This window comes from Actinomadura sp. J1-007 (assembly GCF_009793335.1).
Classification (GTDB): domain Bacteria; phylum Actinomycetota; class Actinomycetes; order Streptosporangiales; family Streptosporangiaceae; genus Spirillospora; species Spirillospora yumaensis.
On the sequence record NZ_WING01000001.1, the window covers coordinates 3,209,363 to 3,227,614 of the forward strand.

19 protein-coding genes and 2 pseudogenes are annotated in these 18,252 nt (G+C 75.0%); 13 read left to right on the forward strand and 8 right to left on the reverse strand.

Annotated features, from left to right (window positions below; translation table 11 throughout):
• Nucleotides 1-21: 21 nt before the first annotated feature.
• Nucleotides 22-627, reverse strand: coding sequence for a TenA family protein (locus GEV43_RS14525; RefSeq protein ID WP_160821147.1), 606 nt, complete (start codon nt 625-627; stop codon nt 22-24).
• Between the two features lie 758 nt (nt 628-1,385).
• Between GEV43_RS14525 and GEV43_RS14530 the strand changes: the two genes are divergently transcribed.
• The 4 genes from GEV43_RS14530 (at nt 1,386) to GEV43_RS14545 (ending at nt 4,189) form a co-directional block, all read left to right on the forward strand.
• Complete coding sequence (locus tag GEV43_RS14530; RefSeq protein ID WP_160821148.1) at nt 1,386-1,646, forward strand: hypothetical protein; 261 nt, start codon at nt 1,386-1,388, stop codon at nt 1,644-1,646.
• Between the two features lie 215 nt (nt 1,647-1,861).
• Nucleotides 1,862-2,494 carry an RNA polymerase sigma factor gene (locus tag GEV43_RS14535; RefSeq protein ID WP_309239637.1) on the forward strand — a complete coding sequence of 211 codons (633 nt, stop codon included), beginning with the start codon at nt 1,862-1,864 and terminating at the stop codon, nt 2,492-2,494.
• Entirely contained in the window at nt 2,491-3,285 is a 795-nt protein-coding gene (locus tag GEV43_RS14540; RefSeq protein WP_160821150.1) for a hypothetical protein, read from the forward strand. The genes GEV43_RS14535 and GEV43_RS14540 overlap by 4 nt, the downstream gene beginning before the upstream one ends.
• 10 nt (nt 3,286-3,295) lie before the next feature.
• Entirely contained in the window at nt 3,296-4,189 is an 894-nt protein-coding gene (locus tag GEV43_RS14545; RefSeq protein ID WP_160821151.1) for a GNAT family N-acetyltransferase, read from the forward strand.
• A 30-nt stretch (nt 4,190-4,219) separates the two neighbouring features.
• On the opposite strand, the gene GEV43_RS14550 is transcribed toward GEV43_RS14545, so the two are convergent.
• Nucleotides 4,220-4,615, reverse strand: a complete 396-nt coding sequence (locus GEV43_RS14550; RefSeq protein WP_160821152.1) for a DUF4188 domain-containing protein — start codon at nt 4,613-4,615, stop codon at nt 4,220-4,222.
• Between the two features lie 82 nt (nt 4,616-4,697).
• On the opposite strand from GEV43_RS14550, the gene GEV43_RS14555 reads away from it, so the two are divergent.
• The 3 genes from GEV43_RS14555 to GEV43_RS14565 are packed head-to-tail and all read left to right on the forward strand — an operon-like array spanning nt 4,698 to nt 5,849.
• Nucleotides 4,698-5,264: a TetR/AcrR family transcriptional regulator gene (locus GEV43_RS14555; protein ID WP_160821153.1), complete on the forward strand. Its 567-nt coding sequence runs from the start codon at nt 4,698-4,700 to the stop codon at nt 5,262-5,264.
• A gap of 46 nt (nt 5,265-5,310) precedes the next feature.
• Nucleotides 5,311-5,685, forward strand: a complete 375-nt coding sequence (locus GEV43_RS14560) for an OsmC family protein (RefSeq protein ID WP_160821154.1) — start codon at nt 5,311-5,313, stop codon at nt 5,683-5,685.
• A 20-nt stretch (nt 5,686-5,705) separates the two neighbouring features.
• Nucleotides 5,706-5,849 (forward strand): hypothetical protein, encoded by a 144-nt coding sequence (locus tag GEV43_RS14565; protein WP_160821155.1) that lies wholly within the window; start codon nt 5,706-5,708, stop codon nt 5,847-5,849.
• Between the two features lie 12 nt (nt 5,850-5,861).
• On the opposite strand, the gene GEV43_RS14570 is transcribed toward GEV43_RS14565, so the two are convergent.
• Nucleotides 5,862-6,620 (reverse strand): SDR family oxidoreductase, encoded by a 759-nt coding sequence (locus GEV43_RS14570; RefSeq protein ID WP_160821156.1) that lies wholly within the window; start codon nt 6,618-6,620, stop codon nt 5,862-5,864.
• A 102-nt stretch (nt 6,621-6,722) separates the two neighbouring features.
• Between GEV43_RS14570 and GEV43_RS14575 the strand changes: the two genes are divergently transcribed.
• The gene (locus GEV43_RS14575; protein WP_160821157.1) at nt 6,723-7,640 is read left to right on the forward strand and encodes a sigma-70 family RNA polymerase sigma factor; all 918 of its coding nucleotides are present in this window, start codon (nt 6,723-6,725) and stop codon (nt 7,638-7,640) included.
• Nucleotides 7,641-7,855: 215 nt separating this feature from the next.
• On the opposite strand, the gene GEV43_RS14580 is transcribed toward GEV43_RS14575, so the two are convergent.
• Complete coding sequence (locus GEV43_RS14580) at nt 7,856-8,725, reverse strand: NAD(P)-dependent oxidoreductase (RefSeq protein ID WP_160821158.1); 870 nt, start codon at nt 8,723-8,725, stop codon at nt 7,856-7,858.
• A 96-nt stretch (nt 8,726-8,821) separates the two neighbouring features.
• Between GEV43_RS14580 and GEV43_RS14585 the strand changes: the two genes are divergently transcribed.
• The 3 genes from GEV43_RS14585 (at nt 8,822) to GEV43_RS14595 (ending at nt 11,927) form a co-directional block, all read left to right on the forward strand.
• Nucleotides 8,822-9,157, forward strand: coding sequence for a helix-turn-helix domain-containing protein (locus GEV43_RS14585; protein WP_160821159.1), 336 nt, complete (start codon nt 8,822-8,824; stop codon nt 9,155-9,157).
• 257 nt (nt 9,158-9,414) lie between these two features.
• Nucleotides 9,415-9,987, forward strand: coding sequence for an NADPH-dependent FMN reductase (locus GEV43_RS14590; protein ID WP_160821160.1), 573 nt, complete (start codon nt 9,415-9,417; stop codon nt 9,985-9,987).
• A 5-nt stretch (nt 9,988-9,992) separates the two neighbouring features.
• Nucleotides 9,993-11,927, forward strand: coding sequence for a DHA2 family efflux MFS transporter permease subunit (locus tag GEV43_RS14595; RefSeq protein ID WP_160821161.1), 1,935 nt, complete (start codon nt 9,993-9,995; stop codon nt 11,925-11,927).
• 35 nt (nt 11,928-11,962) lie between these two features.
• On the opposite strand, the pseudogene GEV43_RS14600 reads toward GEV43_RS14595, so the two are convergent.
• Nucleotides 11,963-12,325 (reverse strand): annotated as a pseudogene (locus GEV43_RS14600) (winged helix-turn-helix transcriptional regulator); the annotation flags it as partial.
• A 215-nt stretch (nt 12,326-12,540) separates the two neighbouring features.
• Here GEV43_RS14600 and GEV43_RS50220 point away from each other — a divergent pair.
• A pseudogene (locus GEV43_RS50220) lies at nt 12,541-13,851 on the forward strand (MFS transporter); the annotation flags it as partial.
• A 520-nt stretch (nt 13,852-14,371) separates the two neighbouring features.
• Here GEV43_RS50220 and GEV43_RS14610 read toward each other — a convergent pair.
• Nucleotides 14,372-15,178 (reverse strand): SDR family NAD(P)-dependent oxidoreductase, encoded by an 807-nt coding sequence (locus GEV43_RS14610; protein ID WP_160821162.1) that lies wholly within the window; start codon nt 15,176-15,178, stop codon nt 14,372-14,374.
• A gap of 76 nt (nt 15,179-15,254) precedes the next feature.
• Nucleotides 15,255-15,725, reverse strand: a complete 471-nt coding sequence (locus GEV43_RS14615) for an Lrp/AsnC family transcriptional regulator (protein ID WP_160821163.1) — start codon at nt 15,723-15,725, stop codon at nt 15,255-15,257.
• Between the two features lie 80 nt (nt 15,726-15,805).
• Between GEV43_RS14615 and GEV43_RS14620 the strand changes: the two genes are divergently transcribed.
• A complete protein-coding gene (locus GEV43_RS14620) occupies nt 15,806-17,071 on the forward strand; it encodes an amino acid permease (RefSeq protein WP_160821164.1) in 1,266 nt (421 codons plus the stop codon).
• On the opposite strand, the gene GEV43_RS14625 is transcribed toward GEV43_RS14620, so the two are convergent.
• Nucleotides 17,046-18,074 carry an acyl-CoA desaturase gene (locus tag GEV43_RS14625; RefSeq protein ID WP_309239638.1) on the reverse strand — a complete coding sequence of 343 codons (1,029 nt, stop codon included), beginning with the start codon at nt 18,072-18,074 and terminating at the stop codon, nt 17,046-17,048. The genes GEV43_RS14620 and GEV43_RS14625 overlap by 26 nt on opposite strands.
• Nucleotides 18,075-18,252 lie beyond the last annotated feature (178 nt).

Below are 18,252 nucleotides of genomic sequence, written 5' to 3' on the forward strand. Positions count from 1 at the left end.
CGCCGCGCCCAGGCCGCGGCGCTAGGGGACGGACCAGAAGGCGAGTTCGTGCCGCATCGCCTCCAGGAACAGGCGTTCGGCGCGGTCCGGGTCGGGGGCGGCCTCGTCGATCATCTGGGCGCAGCGGCGGGAGAGCTCCGCGAACGCGGGGTCGGCGTAGGTGTCGACCCAGCGGCGGTAGCGGGGCTCGGCGGGCGGGTCCTCAGCGAGACGCGCGCCGAGCGTCGAGTAGCCCCACATGCAGGGGTAGAGCGCGGCAAGCCCGTCGCCGTAGTCGGCGGCGCTCTCCAGCAGGAACTCGGTGTACGCGGCGCACGCGGGGCCCTTCTCCGCCCCCTCCAGGTCCGCGCCGAACTCCGCCGACAGCGACCGGTGCAGCGCCAGCTCGTCGTGGAACGTCGAGTACGCCAGATCGACTAGATCACCGAGGTGCGCGGACGGCGCCTGCCAGGCGAGCCGCGAGAAGACCCGTACGTAGTCGAGCAGGTAGAGGTAGTCCTGTTCGAGCCAGGAGCGGAACACCGCCTCGTCCAGATCGCCGCGGGCGATGCCCTCGACCGTGGGGTGACGGAGCTGCTCCTCGACCAGGGGCCGGCCGAGGCGTTCCAGACGTGCCGCGAGACTCATGCCCGCAAGTCTTCCATCCGGGATCTTCCATCCGGAAAAGGCCGAACCCCGCCGGGCCAAGCGGCCCGGCGGGGTCCCGGTCGTGGTCGATGTGTGGGTCGCCTCTCGGCGAAAGGCACAACGCGGCTCCAGCCGGACGGTATTCCGCGAAGGCGATAGGTGAGGCCCGGGGACACCAAGCACACCGACCGCTATGTGTAACCGTCCCCCCACCCCGATTGTTCCCGCCCGGCGATCCGGTCTTCGCCGAGCGGCGCGATCGGGCCCGCGCGGGACGGGCGGCGAGCGTCGCCGTCCGGCTCCGGGTCTGGCTTGGCCTGGCCTCTGGGGCGGCCGTTATAGGACAGGCGTGCCACGGCCGCGCGGACGGGTGCCGCAAACGGCCTCCGCGCCCTCGCTCCACGACGGTTTCCGCGACAGGCGCCGCGCCAGACTCCGGACGGGTGCCGGGACGGCGTCCGCACTCGCTCCGCGGCGGCCTCCTCACTCTGCCGCTACGGCTCGTGAGCCGTCCGCTACGGGCCACCGAGGTTGTCAGTGCGTGACCGCGAGCGTACGAACGAGGAGAGGGCCGACTTGACAAGAGCGTTTACCGAACGATCGTCAGGCGAGCGGCCGGGATCCCGGCCCCGGAGGCCCTCGGCGTCGACGTCTCCCGTCGCGGACCCTGCTCCGCGGCCTCTCGGCCGTGCCCGCGCTCGGCACGGCCGCGCAGCACCGAGGAGCGCGCGACAGCGCGCGAGCGAAGGAGGTTGGCAATGGCCACGTACAAGACGCAGATCCAGTGGGGCGGCCCGGACGCCCCCTGGCACGACGACCACGATCTGACGGTCGTCGTCCAGAACCGCGAGGCCGTCGTCCCGTCCGACCGGCTGCCGGCCAACGGCACGCAGATCTCGTGGGCCGGCCAGGAGGGCAACGCGAGCATCACGTTCTTCGACGACGGCTCCAGGTTCCAGGGGGCCGCCCAGTTCAAGGGCGAGGGCCCGGTGGGCTACCGGGGCCAGGTCAAGCGCTGACCTGACCGTACGGCGCGTCCGGCCGCGCCCGCGTTCCGCGCGGCCGGACGCGCTGACTCGCTCCGCTGACTCGTTCGGCGCCCCGCCGGTCGTGGCGGCGGCGGGGCCGCCGTCCGGGCGGATCGGAGTCCGGGGACGCGGGCCGGGACGGGCGTTCGGCGCCCAGGCGGCGGTAGGCATCACACCTGTCGCGAAATGGCTGCACAATGTCGCGGGTGAGGGACGCGGCGAGGGACGAGGAGCTCGACCGCGCCGTTCTGGCGGCGCAGGCGGGCGACGAGGAGTCCTTCCGCGCGCTCTTCCGCGACGTGCAGCCCCGGCTGCTCCGCTACGCCAAGGCGCTCGTCGGCGACGAGGCCGAGGACGTGACGTCGGAGGCGTGGCTCCAGATCGCCCGCGACCTCGGCTCGTTCACCGGCGACATCGACGGCTTCCGCGGCTGGTGCGCGACGATCGTCCGGCACCGCGCCCTGGACCAGATCCGGCGCCGCAGCCGCCGCCCGGTCGCCGACGTTCCGGCGGACGAGCTGGTCGGGATCGCGGCGGAGGGCGACACCGCCGCGCTCGCCCTCGACGGCCTGGCCACCGAGGCGGCCGTCGCGCTGATCGCCGAACTGCCGCCCGACCAGGCCGAGGCCGTCCTGCTGCGCGTGGTCGTCGGCCTGGACGCGAAGGGGGCCGGGAGGGTCCTCGGCAAGCGCCCCGGCGCGGTGCGGACGGCGGCGTACCGGGGGCTGCGGCGGCTCACCGAACGCCTCTCCGCGCCGCCCGCCGGCCAGCACCCTGTGCCGCTTCCCGCGCCGCACGGTGACGGCGGTGAGGCTTCCGGCGCTGAAGGGGTGAGATGAGCGATCACCGGCACGATCCACTCGACCCGGCCGCCGCCGAGCGCCTGCTCGACGCCGGCGGCCACGCCGATCCCGCGACCGCGCAGGACCGGCCGCTGGCCGAACTGCTGAAGGCCGCGGCCGGACCCGCGTCGGACGCGGAACTCGCGGGGGAGGACGCCGCCGTGACGGCGTTCCTCGCGGCCCGCACCGCCGGGGCCAACGGCGCGGCGCGGTCGTCCGGCGGAGTCGCGGCCGGGCGGACGGCCGTCCTGCCCGAAGCGCCGCCGCGCACGGCCACCGGACGGCACGGCGCCCGGCGGCGTCCCGCCCTGGCCGGGCTGCTCACCGCCAAGACGCTGGCCGGGGCGTGCGCGGTGGCGGTGCTCGGCGGCGGGGTCGCCCTGGCCGCCGGTACGGGCAGGCTGCCCGGCCAGGAGCCGCACCACTCCCGCATCCAGCCCTCCCCGGACCGGTCGCCCGCGCGGGACGGCCTGACGCCGTTGCCGAGCCGGTCCCCGACCGCGGACCCGTCACGTTCGCCCGGCTCTCCTCCTTCCGGTCCTTCCGGCAAGCCCGAGGCGGACGGCGAGAAGCACCACAAGCACAAGAAGCCGAAGAGGACCAAGCCCAAGGGCGGAACGGTCCCGGAGCGCGGCGACGACGAGAACGACAAGGGCCGCGGGCACGGGTCGCCCCCGCGCGGGCCGTGGAAGTCCAAGAAGCCGAAGAAGCCGAAGTCCCACGGGAAGCCGCCCGGCCACCCCGGGACGGAACACGAACACCCGCGCGGGGGACGGGGCCACCGGTAGGGTCCCGTCGATGGGACAGGGCCGCTACGAACGGCACGACTTCGCCGATCTCCGCGCGATGCAGGAGCTCACGGGACGGCTGTGGTCCCCGGACGGCTGCCGCTGGCACCTCGGCGAGCTGGTCTGGCACCGGCTCCAGCACCCCGGGCGCGAGCCGCAGTGGCGGATCTCCGTCTGGAAGCACGCGGGCGAGACCGTGGCGTGGGCGTGGGCCCAGCCCCCCGGACGGCTCGACCTGCACGTCGATCCGGCGCACGCGCGGGTGATGGACGAGATCCTGCGATGGTTCGAGACCGTCGCGCCAAGGTCGGCGCGCGTGGTGACCGTCCTGGACACCGAGTCCCCGCTCGTCGAGGCCCTCCTCGGCCACGGCTTCCGGCTCCAGCGCAACGGCCCGTTCTTCGTCCACCTGCGCCGTTCCCTGGCGGGCGACCTCCCGGAACCGGCGGTGCCTGACGGCTACACGCTGCGTCCCGTACGCGGCGAGGAGGAGGCGGGGGCGCGCGCGGCCGTGCACCGCGCGGCGTTCTCCCGGCCCGGCGAGCCGTCCGAGGTGGTGACGGAGAGCTACCTCAGGGTGATGCGCGCCTGGCCGTACCGGGCGGACCTGGACTGGCTGGTCGAGGCGCCGGACGGCACGCCCGTGTCGTTCTGCCTGGTCTGGCTGGACGAGCGCAACCGCGCCGCCGTCCTCGAACCGGTCGGCACCGCCCCGGGGCACCGGCGCCGCGGCCTCGCGAGCGCCGCCGTCCTCGGCGCCCTGCGCGCGGCCCGCGCCCTCGGCGCGGACCACGCCCGCGTCGCGGCCCGCGGCGACGACGCGTACCCCTCGGCCCGCGCCACGTACCAGTCGCTCGGCTTCCGCCCCTTCACCCGCAACCTCTCCTTCGTCCGAGGCCACTGACCCCCCGCCTCCTGCCCCCTGCCCCCCGCGTCAGGCGGTGGCGCGTTGGGCGGTGATGCGGCGTTCGACCTCGTCCCAGGGGACGGGGTCGGCGGTCTCGGCGTCCCAGAAGACGAACGTCGAGTCGCGCATCACGGCGCGTTTGCGGCGCATCGTCGAACGGTGGGGTTCGGCGGCGGCGTAGGCGTGGACGGCGTCGCGGTCGCGCCAGACCGAGACGGTCCAGAACGTGCGGCGGGCGAGGTCGGCCTTCAGCGCGACGCCCCTGATCCCGTCCGACTCCTTGGCCTGGCGCAGCACGGTCATCGACGCCCGGAAGAACCCCGGGACGTCCTTGAACGAGCGGACCTCCAGGCGGGAGGCCATGACGACCACCTTCGACCCGTCGTCGGCGTCGGGGAATCCGGTCCACGGCAGAGCGGGCATGTCGCCCTCCTTCGCATCTTGTCAGTGGATAGATTGACGCACGGGCGGGCACAACTTGTCAATGGCAAGATATGATCGGCGGGTGACCTCGTACCACCACGGCAACCTGCGGCGCGCCGTCCTCGACGCGGCCGTCGAGGCGATCGCGGAGTCCGGCCCGGCCACCTGGAGCCTGCGCGAACTGGCCCGCCGCGCGGGCGTCTCGCACGCCGCGCCCGCGCACCACTTCGGCGACAAGACGGGCCTGCTGACCGCCGTCGCGGCGGAGGGCTACCGGCTGTTCGCCGACGCCCTCACCGCCGCCGGGGACGACTTCCTGGACGTCGGCGCGGCGTACGTGCGGTTCGCGGTCGATCACCGCGCCTACTTCGAGGTGATGTTCCGCCCCGACCTCTACCGGGCGGACGACCCGGAGGTGGCGGCCGAGAGCGCGCGGGCCGACGCGATCCTCCAGCGGGGCGCGCGCGGCCACGCCGCGCCGTCCGGCGCCGACCAGCGGACCGCCGCGATCGCCGCCTGGTCGATCGTGCACGGCTTCGCGGCCCTCTGGCTCAACGGCAACCTGCCGCCCGGCCTGCCCTCCGACCCGGCCGAAGCGGCCCGCCCCGTCCTGCGCTGCCTGCTGCCGCCCCGACTTCCGTCCACATAGTGGACGATGTTGGCCAACATGCGGACACGCGGGCTAGCCTCGTTCCATGATCGAGGCGAGAGCACTGCCCGTTCCCAACCAGGTCGAGTACCGGACGGACCTCCACGCCGGCCTCGCCGACACCGCCAAGAACGGCGTCGGCGGCGCCGAGGGCCCGCGACCGCACGAGCTGCTGGAGGCCGCCTTCGCCTCCTGCGTCACGATGACCGCGCGGATGGCCCTCGCCGACCTCGGCGTCACCGGCGACGTCCACGCCCGGGTCTGGCTGGAACGCGAGGACGACGCGACCCGCTTCCGCTACGCCCTCACCCTGCCGCCGTCCCTCACCCCGGCCCAGCGCACCGCCGTCCTCGACCGCGTCGAACGCTCCCCCGTCCGCCGCACCCTCACCAAACCCCTGTCGTTCGTTCCCGCGGACTGACTCGACTCCGTACGGGGCGCGTGCGGGACGAGCCGACCTGCGAGGACGAGCGCGGGCCGCGGCCCGTCGAGGCGCTGTCCACAGGCTGGGGATCGCACGGCGCCGCCAGGGGGACGGTGGTGTGGGCCGACTTCCGGCGGCCGTCCGCACCGCCGCCCCGCTGAGGGCGCGGTCCTTCAAGGCAGGCGGTCGGCCAGGAACTCGGCCCAGGTGCGCTTGCCGAGGTCCGCGCCTTCGAGCGTCAGGTTGTCGCCCGCCCGGTACGCGCGGCCGACCTTCCCGGGGAGCCGGACGGGCATCAGGGGACGGCGCTTGCCGCGTGCCCCGAGGTACGCGCGGACCAGGTCGGCCATGCTGAGCACCTCCGGCCCGGCGAGGTCGGGCACCCGCCCGGCGGGCTCGCCGAGCGCCAGCTCGACGAGGCGGGCCGCGACGTCCGCCGGGTCGACCGGCTGGAGCCGGAGGCCCGGCGCGGGCACGACCGGCAGCTTCGCCATCTTCTCCACCATCTTCAGGACGAGGTCGTGGAACTGGGCGGCGCGCAGCACGGTCCACGGCTCGCCCGCGTCGGCGACGGCGCGTTCCGCCTCCAGCTGGGTCCGCAGGTAGGCCAGCGGGATCCTGTCGGCGCCGATGACCGAGATGTGGACCAGGTGCCGGACGCCGGTGCGCGCCGCGACGCGCGCCAGGTTGCGGGTCGCCTCGTCGTCGCCCTTGGCGCCGCCCGCCAGGTGCAGGACGGTCTCCGCGCCGTCCACCGCGGCCTCGATCCCCTCGTTCTTCAGCAGGTCGCCCGTCACGTACTCGACGCCCTCCGCGGGCTCGTGCGGGCGGCGGCTGAGCACCCGCACGTCGCGGCCGGCTTCCCGCAGGCGCGGTACGACCAGGCGCCCGAGCGTCCCCGTGCCACCGGTGAGCAGAATGGGCGATGTCATGGCTCCTCCGAACTGGTCCGTTCCGGGCGCGCGGCCCGGTCAGCTTCACCCCGTTCACGCGGGTCTACCGTCATGACACGCGGCGAGGAAGGAACGTGACAGGTGGACGAGGGCGAACTGCTGGCGGAGCGCTTCGAGGAGAGCCGGGGCCGCCTGCGCGCGGTGGCGTACCGGATGCTCGGCTCGTTGAGCGAGGCCGATGACGCCGTTCAGGACGCGTGGCTGCGGGTCAGCCGCGCCGGAACGGACGGCGTGGAGAACCTCGACGGCTGGCTGACCACGGTGGTCGCCCGCGTGTGCCTCAACGTGCTGCGCTCGCGCGAGCAGCGGCGCGAGGGGCCCCTCGAAACGCGGATGCCGGACCCGGTCGTCGACCGGGAGGAGGGCACCGACCCCGAGCACGAGGCGCTCCTGGCCGACTCGGTCGGGCTGGCCCTGCTGGTGGTGCTCGAAACGCTCGCGCCCGCCGAACGGCTCGCGTTCGTGCTGCACGACATGTTCGCCGTGCCGTTCGAGGACATCGCCCCGATGATCGAGCGGACGCCGGTCGCGGCGCGGCAGCTCGCGAGCCGGGCGCGCCGCCGGGTGCGGGGACAGGCCCCCGCGCCCGATCCCGATCTCGGCCGCCAGCGCGACGTGGTCAACGCGTTCTTCGCCGCCGCCCGCGACGGCGACTTCGAGGCGCTCGTCTCCGTGCTCGACCCCGGCGTGGTGCTGCGCTCGGACGGCGGGATCGCGCGCGCCCGCCACACGGTCGTGATCACCGGCGCCCGGACCGTGGCCGAGCAGGCGGTCACGTTCGGCCGGCTGTCCCCGCACGCCCGCCCGGCGCTGATCAACGGCGCGGCCGGGGTCGTCGTCGCCTCGCGCGGCCGGCCGCTGTCGATCATGGCGTTCACCGTCACGGGCGGGAAGGTCGTCGCCATCGACGTCCTCTCCGACCCCGAACGGCTCGCCCGCCTCGACCTCGCGTCCCTCGCCGACGACCCCCCGGAACCCGCCGCCCGCCCGGACGCCTGAGGCCACCCGCGAGCCGCGGGCCGGGAGGCCGCAGGCCGGGAGGCCGCAGGCCGACGACCGGCCGGGCGTCTGGGGCCGCCCGCACGCCGCGGGGCGGGAGGCCGCAGGCCGACGACCGGCCGGGGGCTGGGACCGCCCGCGAGCCGCGGGGCGGGAGGCCGCAGGACGGCGACCGGCCGGGGGTGGGGGCGTCCGTGGATGCGGGGTCAGTGGGGTCAGCGGGTGAGGAGGTCGATGATGCCGGTGGTGCCCTCCTCGCCGTGGCCCGCCGCGAGGCGGCGTTCCATCAGGTTCATGTACGGGGCGAGGAGTTCGGCGCTGACGCCCTGCTCGTCCGCGGTCCGTAGCAGGGTCGCGTTGCCCGCCACCTGCATGGCCAGGTTGGACACCACGCCCTTGGTGTAGTCGCCGCTTTCGAGCTGCTCGGCGACGACGCCGAGGTTCGAGGCCATCGCGGTGATCCAACCGGTCAGCAGCGGCGCGAAATCCTTCAGGGAGATGTCCTCGTTGCGGACCAGCGCGAACGCGTGGCACACCCCGGCGAACATGCCGTTCATCGCGCTCAGCAGCGCCACGTCGTGGAGCGCCGCGAAGCCCGCGTCCTCGCCGACGTAGCTCGTTCCCGTCGGGACGGCCAGCGTTTCGCGGTGGGCGTCGAAGACCTCGCGGGAGCCGCTGTAGAAGATGTACCCGCCGGACTCCGGTACGCCGATCATCGGCGGCACCGCCATGATCCCACCGTCCAGGAAGCGGGCGCCGCGGCCGCGGGCCCAGTCCGCGCGCGACCGGGCCTGGCCCGGCGTGCCCGTCGTCAGGTTGACCAGGTCCTTGCCCGCCAGGTCCGCCCCCGCGAGGGACTCCTCAACGGACGCGTCGTCCAGCAGGCAGGCCACCACGAGGTCGCTCGCGGCGACGGCCTCGGCGGCGGTGGCGGCGACGGCCGCGCCCTCCGCGCGCAGGGGCTCGGCCTTGGCGGCCGTGCGGTTCCAGACGGTCAGCCGGTATCCGGCGGCGAGCCACGTCCGGGCGAGGGCCGTGCCCATGTCGCCGAGTCCGAGCAACGTGATCCGAATGTCGTTGTCCATGCCGTTTAGGCTGGTACGAGCGACCCGGCCGCACCAGTACGCACTTGCGAGTGGGCGGTTACCCCGGGGTTAGCGAGCAGGCAGGAGAGGTGGCGGATGAGGCCGGGCACGTACGTCTGCGGGATCGACGCGGCGATGGGCGTCGTCAGCGGCAAGTGGAAGGTGCTGATCCTGTGGGCACTGCACGACCGCGCGCGCCGCTTCGGCGACCTGCGCCGCAACGTCCCGGGGATCACCGAGAAGGTCCTCGCCTCGCACCTGCGCGAGCTGGAGGCGGACGGCATCGTCCACCGCGAGGAGCACGACGAGGTCCCGCCGCACGTCGAGTACTCCCTGACCCCGCTCGGGGTCTCCCTCAACGAGGCGCTCGCGCCGCTCGGCGCGTGGGGCCGCGAGCACGTCATCGGCGACGCCCTGGCCCACCGCGGCTGACCCGGCCCGTTCGACCGGGCGTTCGCGCACAGCCGTGAACGCCCTCTTCCGGCCTGCCCGCCTCGCACGTTGACGCGCGTGCCGAGGCGGTGCGCGCCGCGGGGTTGACCTCAAGTTTCGTTCAGGTCTCAGAGTGTGGACGGACGGGCCGGTCGCCAAGGCCGGTCACCTGACAGATTCCCGGCCGCGCGGGGCTCCGTAGCGTCGGAGACCCACCGGCAAGAGCCTGTGACCTGCGTCTTGAGGAGAGAGATCCCATGAACGACACGCCGCTGCGCCTCGCGGTCATCATCGGCAGCACGCGCCAGGGACGGTTCGGCCCGACGGTCGCGCGCTGGTTCGTCGAGCGCGCCGAGCAGCACCGCGGCCTCGCGGTGGACGTGATCGACCTCGCCGACGCGCCGCCGCCCGCCGCGCTCGGGTCGGCGCCGCCCCCGGCGTTCGACACGGTGACCTCGGCGCTGGACGCCGCGGACGCGTTCGTCATCGTCACCCCCGAGTACAACCACAGCTACCCCGGCACGCTGAAGAACCTCATCGATTCGCACTTCACGCAGTGGCAGGCGAAGCCCGTCGGGTTCGTGTCGTACGGCGGGGTGTCGGCGGGGCTGCGGGCGGTCGAGCACCTGCGGCCGGTCTTCGCCGAGCTGCACGCGGTGACCGTGCGGGACTCGGTGGCGCTGCACCACCCGCACGGCCGGTTCGACGACCAGGGCCTCCTGGAGGACCCGGAGCAGAGCAACGCCGCGGCCAAGCAGATGCTCGACCAGCTCGCGTGGTGGGCGCTGGCCCTGCGCGAGGCCCGCACCGTCCGCCCCTACGCGTCGTGACCGCCATGTCCTCCAGAGGAACGGCCCCCGGAGCCGCGAAGGGCTCCGCGGCGGGCGGGGGCGACCCGCGGGCCATGGCGATCGCGCTGGTGCTGGTCGCCGGGTCGATCATGGTGACGCTCGACACGACCGTGGTGAACGTCGCGCTGAACCGGCTCTCGCAGGACTTCGACGCGCCGCTCGGCACCATCCAGTGGGTCGCGACCGGCTACTCGCTCGCGCTCGGCGCGGTGATCCCGAGCACGGCGTGGGCGGTCGGGCGGTTCGGCGCGCGGCGGCTGTACCTGATCGCGGTCGCGGCGTTCGCGACGGGCTCGGTGCTCGCCGGGCTCTCCTGGAACATCGAGTCGCTCGTCGCGTTCCGCGTCGTGCAGGGCCTCAGCGGCGGGATGGTGATGCCGGTCGGGATGACCATCCTGATCCGCGCCGCCGGTCCCGAACGGCTCGGCCGGCTGATGAGCACGCTCGGCCTGTCGATCCTGGTCGGCCCGCTCGCCGGGCCGGTCGTCGGCGGCTGGCTGATCGACGAGGTGTCGTGGCGGTGGATGTTCTTCGTCAACGTCCCGATCGGCGCGCTCGTGGTGTACCTCGCGGCCCGGACGTTCCCGCGCGAGGGCGCGCAGCCGCGGCGTCCGCTGGACGTGCTCGGCCTGCTGCTGCTCTCGCCGGGGCTCGCGGCGTTGATCTACGGCGTGACGGCGGGCGGCGACCGGGGCGACTTCGCCGCGCCCGCCGTGCTGGCGCCGATCGCGGCCGGGGTGCTGCTGGTCGCGGCGTTCGCCGTGCGGGCGCTGACGGCGCGGCACCCGCTGATCGACCTCGGGCTGTTCCGCGACCGGACGTTCGCCGCGGCGACGGGCACGCTGGCGCTGTTCTCGACCGGCTACTTCGGGACGATGCTGCTGATGCCGCTGTACCTCCAGGTCGTCCGGGGCGAGAGCGCCACGGCCGCCGGGCTGATCGGCGTCCCCGCGGCGCTGGCGTCCGGCGTGACGATGCAGGTCGCCGGGCGGATCATCGACCGGGTCGCGCCCGGACGGTTCGTGCCGTGCGCGATCGCGGTGGCGTTCGCGGGGTTCGCGCTGTTCGCCGTGCAGCTCAGCGCGGACGCCCCGTACTGGGGGCTGTGGGGCGCGATGCTGCTGATGGGCGCGGGCGGCGGCGCGACGATGATGCCGACGATGACGACCGCGAGCCGCGGCCTGTCGAACGAGCGCACGCCCGCCGCGAGCACCACCGTGAACCTCGTCAACACGACGTCCGCCGCGATCGGCACGGCCGTCGCGTCGGTGCTGCTCACCACGTTCATGGCGGGCCTCGTCCCCGGCGACGGCGGCCTCCAGGCCCTGCACCGGCTCGGCCCGGACGAGCACGCGGCGATCGCCGGGCCGCTCGCCGGGGCGTTCCGGGACACCTACGGGTTCGCGCTCGTCCTGATGGCGCTGGCCCTCGTCCCGGCGCTCCTGCTGCCCCGCCGCAAGCCCACCCCGGCCGGGGACAACGCCCAGCAGGACGAGCGGCCGGAGGCTCAGCCGGACGCGGCGGGGGTCGCGGACTCGGCGGACGCGGCGGGGCGCGCGGGCGCGGCGGGCGCGGCGGAGCGCGCGGGCGCGGCGGGCGCGGCGGGGGTCGCGGACTCGGCGGGCGCGGCGTGGCGCGCGGACGCGGCGGGCGCGGCGGACGCGCCGGGGCGTGCGGACGCGGCAGGCGCGGCAGGCGCGGCAGGCGCGGCAGGCGCGGCGGACGCGGCGGGGCGCGCGGACCCGGCGGGGGTCGCGGACCCGGCGGGGGTCGCGGACCCGGCGGGGGTCGCGGACCCGGCAGGCGCGGCAGGCGCGGCGGACCCGGCAGGCGCGGCGGACCCGGCGGGGCGCGCGGGCGCGGCGGGGGCGGCGCCGTCGCGTTCGAGCGCGGCCTCCTCGGCGGTGCGGACGTCGTAGGCGCCGCGGGCTTCGGCGATCTCCCGCTGGTGCTCCTCGGTCCAGGTCACCAGGGCCTTGATGGTCGCGTGGAGACTGCGGCCGAGGGGCGTCAGCGCGTAGTCCACCCGGGGCGGGACGACCGGGTGGACGGTGCGCTGGACCAGCCCGTCCCGTTCGAGATGGCGCAGCGTGCGGGTCAGCATCCGCTGGCTGATGCCGTCGATCTCGCGGCGCAGCTCGGTGAAGCGCAGGCTGGAGCAGTCGAGCAGCGCGATGACGAGCAGCGACCACTTGTCGGCGATGCGGTCGAGGATCTGCCTGACCTCGCACCCCTCCCGGACGTCCCAGTTGAGGACGTCGAAGTCGGAGGCGGTATCACCGGGGGTACCGAGGGTCCGCGAAGTGCCGTCTTCCATGGTCGGAGATGGTGCCGCATGATGGCGTCGGTTACAAGAGAGAACCGATGTGCGCGTGCATAACCGTCTACGAAGGAGCCGTCCCGATGTCCACCACGCCGTCCCCGCCCGCCGCTCCGCCCCCTCCGGCGCCGCCCGCGCGGTCCGCCGGGCGCGCCTGGAGCGTGCTGATGGTGCTGTGCGGCGCGATCTTCCTTGAGGGCATCGACGTGGCCATGCTGAACGTCGCGCTGCCGTCCATCCGGGCCGACCTGGACCTGTCCACGGGGACGCTGAGCGGCGTCGTCAGCGCCTACGTCCTCGGCTACGGCGGCTTCATGCTGCTCGGCGGGCGCGCGGCGGACCTGCTCGGGCGGCGCCGCATGTTCCTGTTCTGGCTCGGGGTGTTCCTGGTCTTCTCCGGCCTCGGCGGGTTCGCCGGGAACGGCTGGACGCTGCTGGTCGCACGGTTCGTGACCGGCGCCGCCGCGGCGTTCATGACCCCGGCGGGGCTGTCGATCATCACGACGACGTTCGCCGAGGGCCCCCTGCGCAACCGGGCGCTGATGGTCTACGCGAGCACGGCGGCGGGCGGCTTCACGCTCGGGCTCGTCGCGGGCGGCGTGCTGACCTCGTTCGGCTGGCGCTGGGTGTTCTTCGCGCCCGTCGCGCTGTCGGCCGCGATCCTGGCCGGCGCCCTGCTCCTGCTGCCGAAGGACGGTCCGGGCACGCGCGAGCCCGCGCCCCGCGACGGCGCGCCCCGCGACGGTGCGGCCCGCGACGGTGCGGCCCGCGACGGTGCGCCCGGCGACGGCGCGGACCGCGACGGCGCGTTCCGCGACGGTGCGCCCCACGACGGTGCGTCCCACGACGGTGCACCCCGCGACGGTGCGGCCCGCGGCGGTGCGTTCCGCGGCGGTGCGTTCCGCGCCGCCGGACGTGCCGGAGCGGGCGGCCGGGGCCGGGGCGGGTCGTTCGACCTGGCGGGGGCCGTGAGCGTCACCGCCGCGATGCTGCTGCTGGTGTACGGCGTCGTTCGGCTGGAGCACCCGGGGGACGGCGCGGCGTGGACGGCGCTGGTGTTCGCGGGCGGGTCCGCGCTGCTCGCGGCGTTCGTCGCGATCGAACGGCGCGCCGCCGCGCCGCTCGTCCGGCTCGGCATCCTGCGGTCGGGCGCGCTCGTCCGGGCGAACGCGGGGGCGCTGCTGCTGACCGGCGCGTTCTTCGGATTCCAGTTCCTCGTCACGCTGTACCTCCAGGAGCTGCGCGGCTGGAGCACGTTGCAGACCGGGCTGGCGCTGCTGGTCGCGGGCGCCGACGTCGTCCTCGCGCCGACCCTCACCCCGAGGCTCGTGCGGCGCTTCGGAACGGTGCGGGTGATCCTCGGCGGGTTCCTGACCGCGATCGTGTCGTACCTGCTGTTCCTGCCCGTCGGGATGGACTGGACGTACGCCGCGATGCTGCCCTCGCTGCTGCTGCTCGGCGTCGCGTTCGCGCTGGCGTACGGGCCGCTGACGATCGCGGCCACCGACGGCGTCGCGGAGTCCGAGCAGGGGCTGGCGAGCGGGCTGCTCAACACCGCGTTCCAGTTCGGCGCGGCGCTCGGCATCTCGATCGCCACCGCCGTCCACGTCGCGGCCCTGGACGGCACGTCCCCCGGCGACCGGCTCGGCGCGTTCCGCGCGGCGCTGGTCGTGCCGGTCGTCGCGGCGGCCCTCGGCGCGGCCGTCACCGCCTGGGGCCTGCGCCGCCGCCCCGTCCCCCGAACGCCCCCGCCGAACCGGACGCCCCCGCCCGACCGGACAGCGCTACCCGACCGGACGATGCGGCGCGCGCGGACGGTACGGCGCGTGCTGACGGTGCGGCACGCGCGGACGGCGCGGTGCGTGCGGACGGTGCTGCCCGGCCGGACGGTGCGGCGCGCGCGGACAGTACGGCACGCGCGGACGGTACGGCGCGACCGGACGGTACGGCGCGCGCGGACAGCGCTGCCCGGCCGGACGGGGCGGTGTGCGCGGACGGGGCCGGCGGCTCAGGGGCGGCGGCGGCCCCGGTCTGACCGGTCGGTCAGACGGCCTTGGCGAAGCCCGAGTCGACCGCGAAGTCCGCGCCGGTCGTGCTGGCCGAGCGCGGGGACGCCAGCAGGGCGACGACGTCGGCGACCTCGCGGGGGTCCGCGAGCCGGCCGGTGGAGAGGTTCATCATCTCCGGGGCGACCTTGTCCATCACGGCGTCGCGCCCGGCGCCGGTCTGCTCGGCGAGGACGTCGGCCGCGCCGCCGTCCTTCGTCCACCAGTCCGTGCGGACCGGGCCGGGCGAGACGGTGTTGACCCGGACGCCCCGCGGCGCGTACTCCTCCGACAGCGCCTTGGTGAGGTTGTTCAGCGCCGCCTTCGCCGCGTTGTAGTCGACGTTCATCGGCGGTGGCTGCCGGGCGTTGCAGGACGAGACGTTGACGATCGCCGCCGCGTCGCTCTCCAGCAGGTGCGGCAGCGCCGCCCGGACGGCCCGCACGACCGAGAACAGGTTGAACTCGAACATCTCCCGCCAGTCGTCGTCGGTCGGGCCGGTGAACGACAAGCGCGGCAGCGTCGCGCCGGGCGGCGGCCCGCCCGCGTTGTTGACCAGCACGTCCAGGCGGCCGAACGCCTCGACGGCGCGCTCCACCACGCGGGCCGGGGCCTCGGGGTCCATCAGGTCGACCGGGACGTGGACGAGGGACGGTCCGGCGAGCGCGTCCAGCCCGGGGCCGGACGTGCGGGACGCCGCGACGACGCGCGCCCCCTCGTCCAGCAGGCCGCGGACGATCGCGAGCCCGATGCCCTTCGAGGCGCCCGTCACGATGGCGACGCGGCCGGAAAGCTGTAGGTCCATGCTCTTCCTTCGGTGCGGGGGCGTTCGGTTACGGGACTGGAACCCCGCGCGCCTCCGCCGCGTTGCACCCCGCGCCTCAGGGGGACGCGTGGCCGTCGAGCCTGGACAGCACCCGGTTGTGCACGTGCTGGAAGATCACCGAGGTGCGGAACCCGGCGATCTCCTTGCGCTTGCTGAGCCGGTCGAGCAGGAACCCGTGCAGCCGGTCGAGGTCCGGCACGGTGACGTGCAGCACCAGGTCGTCGCCGCCCGCCACCACGAACACGCTGACCACCTCCGGCGTCCCCGCCATGTCGTCCTTGAACGTGGTGATCACGCCGCGGGTGAGCGGGCGGAGCCGCAGCGACACCAGCGCCTGCACGCCCCGGTTCAGCGCGGCCGGGTCGATGTCGGCGTGGTAGCCGCGGATGACGCCGCGCCGGGTCAGCGCCCGGACCCGTTCCAGGCAGGTCGACGGCGCGATGCCGAGCGTGCGGGCCAGCTCGCGGTTGGACTGCCGGGCATCCGTTTGGAGCAGCCGCACGATCGCCGTATCAAGTTCGTCCATGCACGGGATTATCGGCCATATTCCGGCCATACATTCGTCTTGGACCGGTACGGACCGTTCGTCTGGCTAGTTTCCGCACCGTGAGTGAGTCGCCCGTTCACCGGCTCGGCCTCGGCCAGGGCACCGCGCTGTTCGTCGGCGCGGTCCTCGGCCCCGGCGTGCTGGCCCTGCCCCACCTGGCCGCCGCGGCGGCCGGACCGTCCTCGATCCTCGCCTGGGCCGTGCTGCTCGCGCTCAGCGTGCCCGTCGCGCTGACGTTCGCGGCGCTCGGCGCCCGGCACCCCGACGGGGGCGGCGTCGCCGCGTTCGCGGCCCGCGCCTTCGGGCGCAGGGTCTCGGCGGTCGTCGGCCTCTGGTTCTACGCGGCCGTGCCGGTCGGCGTCCTCGCGGGCGCGCTGATCGGCGGCGACTACGTCGCGTCCGCCGCCGGGCTCGGCCGTACGGGCACGCTCGCGATCGCCGCCGGGCTGCTCGCCGCCGCGTTCGCCGCCAACCACGGCGGCCTGCGCCTGTCGGGCGGCGTCCAGCTCGCGCTGGTGGCGCTGCTCGCGGCGCTGCTGGTCGCCGCCGTCTGCGCCGCCGGACCGCACGTGCGGGCGGACGCGTTCACCCCGTTCGCCCCGCACGGCGCCGCGGGCATCGCGCACGCCGCCGGGGTGCTGTTCTTCGCGTTCGCGGGCTGGGAGGCGGCCAGCCACCTGTCCGCCGACTTCGCGGACGGCCGCCTGCTGCGGCGCGCGACCGTGCTGACGCTGGTCATCGTCGGCGCGCTCTACCTCGGCCTCGCCGTGACCGTGACCGGCGTCCTCGGCGAACGGGCCGCGTCGTCGCCCGTACCGCTGACGCTCCTGCTGGACGCGGGGATCGGCTCGGCGGCCCGTCCCGTCACGGCGGGCGTCGCGCTCGCCCTCAGCTTCGTCGCGATGAACACCTACATCGCGGGCGGCGCGCGGCTCGGCGCCGCCCTGTCGCGCGACGGCGTCCTGCCCCGCCGATGGGGGCCGCCGCCATCGGCGTCGGGGACGCCGCACCGTCCCCTCGCGGTCATGGCCGTCCTCACCGGGGCGCTGACGGCGGCGGTCGTGCTCGGCGGCGTCGGCCTGGACCCGCTGATGCGGGCCACCTCGGCGTGCCTGGCCGCGGTGACCGTCGTCGGCATGGCCTCGGCGGCGCGGCTGTTCGCGGGACGGGCCCGCGCGGCGGCGTGGGCGGCCACCGCGTTCACGGCGGTCGTGCTGCTGTCGTGCGGCTGGTACCTGCTCGTCCCGGCGGGCGTCGCGCTGCTGGTCGTCCCGGCCGTGCTCGCGGTGCCCGCCGCCCTCAGCCGCCGGGGAACGCGAGCCTGACGATCTTCTTCCAGGTGCTCGCGACCTGCCGGCCGAGCCGCCCGGTGTGGTACGGCAGCCCGTGCCGTTCGCACAGCTCGCGGACGCGCGGCGCGATCTCCGCGTAGCGGTTGCTCGGCAGGTCGGGGAACAGGTGGTGCTCGATCTGGTGGCTGAGGTTCCCGGTCATCAGGTGGAACAGCGGCCCGCCGGTGATGTTCGCCGACCCGAGGAGCTGCCGGACGTACCACTCGTCCCTGGTCTCGCCGTCGAGCCGTTCCTCGGGGAACGTCGCGATGCCCGCCGGGAAGTGCCCGCAGAAGATGATCATGTGGGCCCAGACGTTGCGGACCGTGTTGGCGGTCAGCGCCCCGAGCAGCGTCGGCAGGAACGACCGCCCCGACAGCAGCGGGAACGCCGCGTAGTCCTTGGCCCACTGCCACGCGACCTTCCGGCCGATCTCGCGGAGCTGCGCGTCCACCTCCTCCTGCGCCTTCTCGCCCGTCGCGACCTTCTCCACGGCGAGGTCGTGCAGCGCGATGCCGTACTCGTAGAGCAGGGCGAGCAGGACGTTGTAGAACGGCTGCGCCAGGTAGACCGGATGCCACGGCTGCTCGGGCGCGACCCGCAGCACGCCGTAGCCGACGTCGCGGTCCTTGCCGACGACGTTGGTGAAGGTGTGGTGGACCACGTTGTGCGAGTGCTTCCACTGCGCCGCCGGGCACGCGGTGTCCCACTCCCACGTCGTCGAATGGATCTTGGGGTCGCGCATCCAGTCCCACTGGCCGTGCAGGACGTTGTGCCCGATCTCCATGTTCTCCAGGATCTTGGCCGCGGCGAGGCTCGCCGTGCCCGCGCCCCAGACCGTCCGGCCGAACGCACGTCCGCGCCGCGCGCCCGGCCGGGCGAGGTTGCGGTGCCACCCGTGCGCCAGCAGCAGCGCGCGCCCGGCCACCTCCAGCCCCCGCTGGACCGCGATCACCCGCCGGATGTAGCGGGCGTCCCGGTCCCCGAGATCGTCCACCACCTCCTTCCGCAGCAGCTCCAACTCCCGCCCGATCCCCGCCCCCACCGCAAACCCCCGGAAGGCACATACGGCGGGGGCGTTGGGGGTGCGGGCGGCGCAGGCGGCGCGAGTAGCGCGGACGGGTCGGACGGCGCGGACGGCGCAGGCGGCACGGATGGTTCGGCCGGCGGGGGTG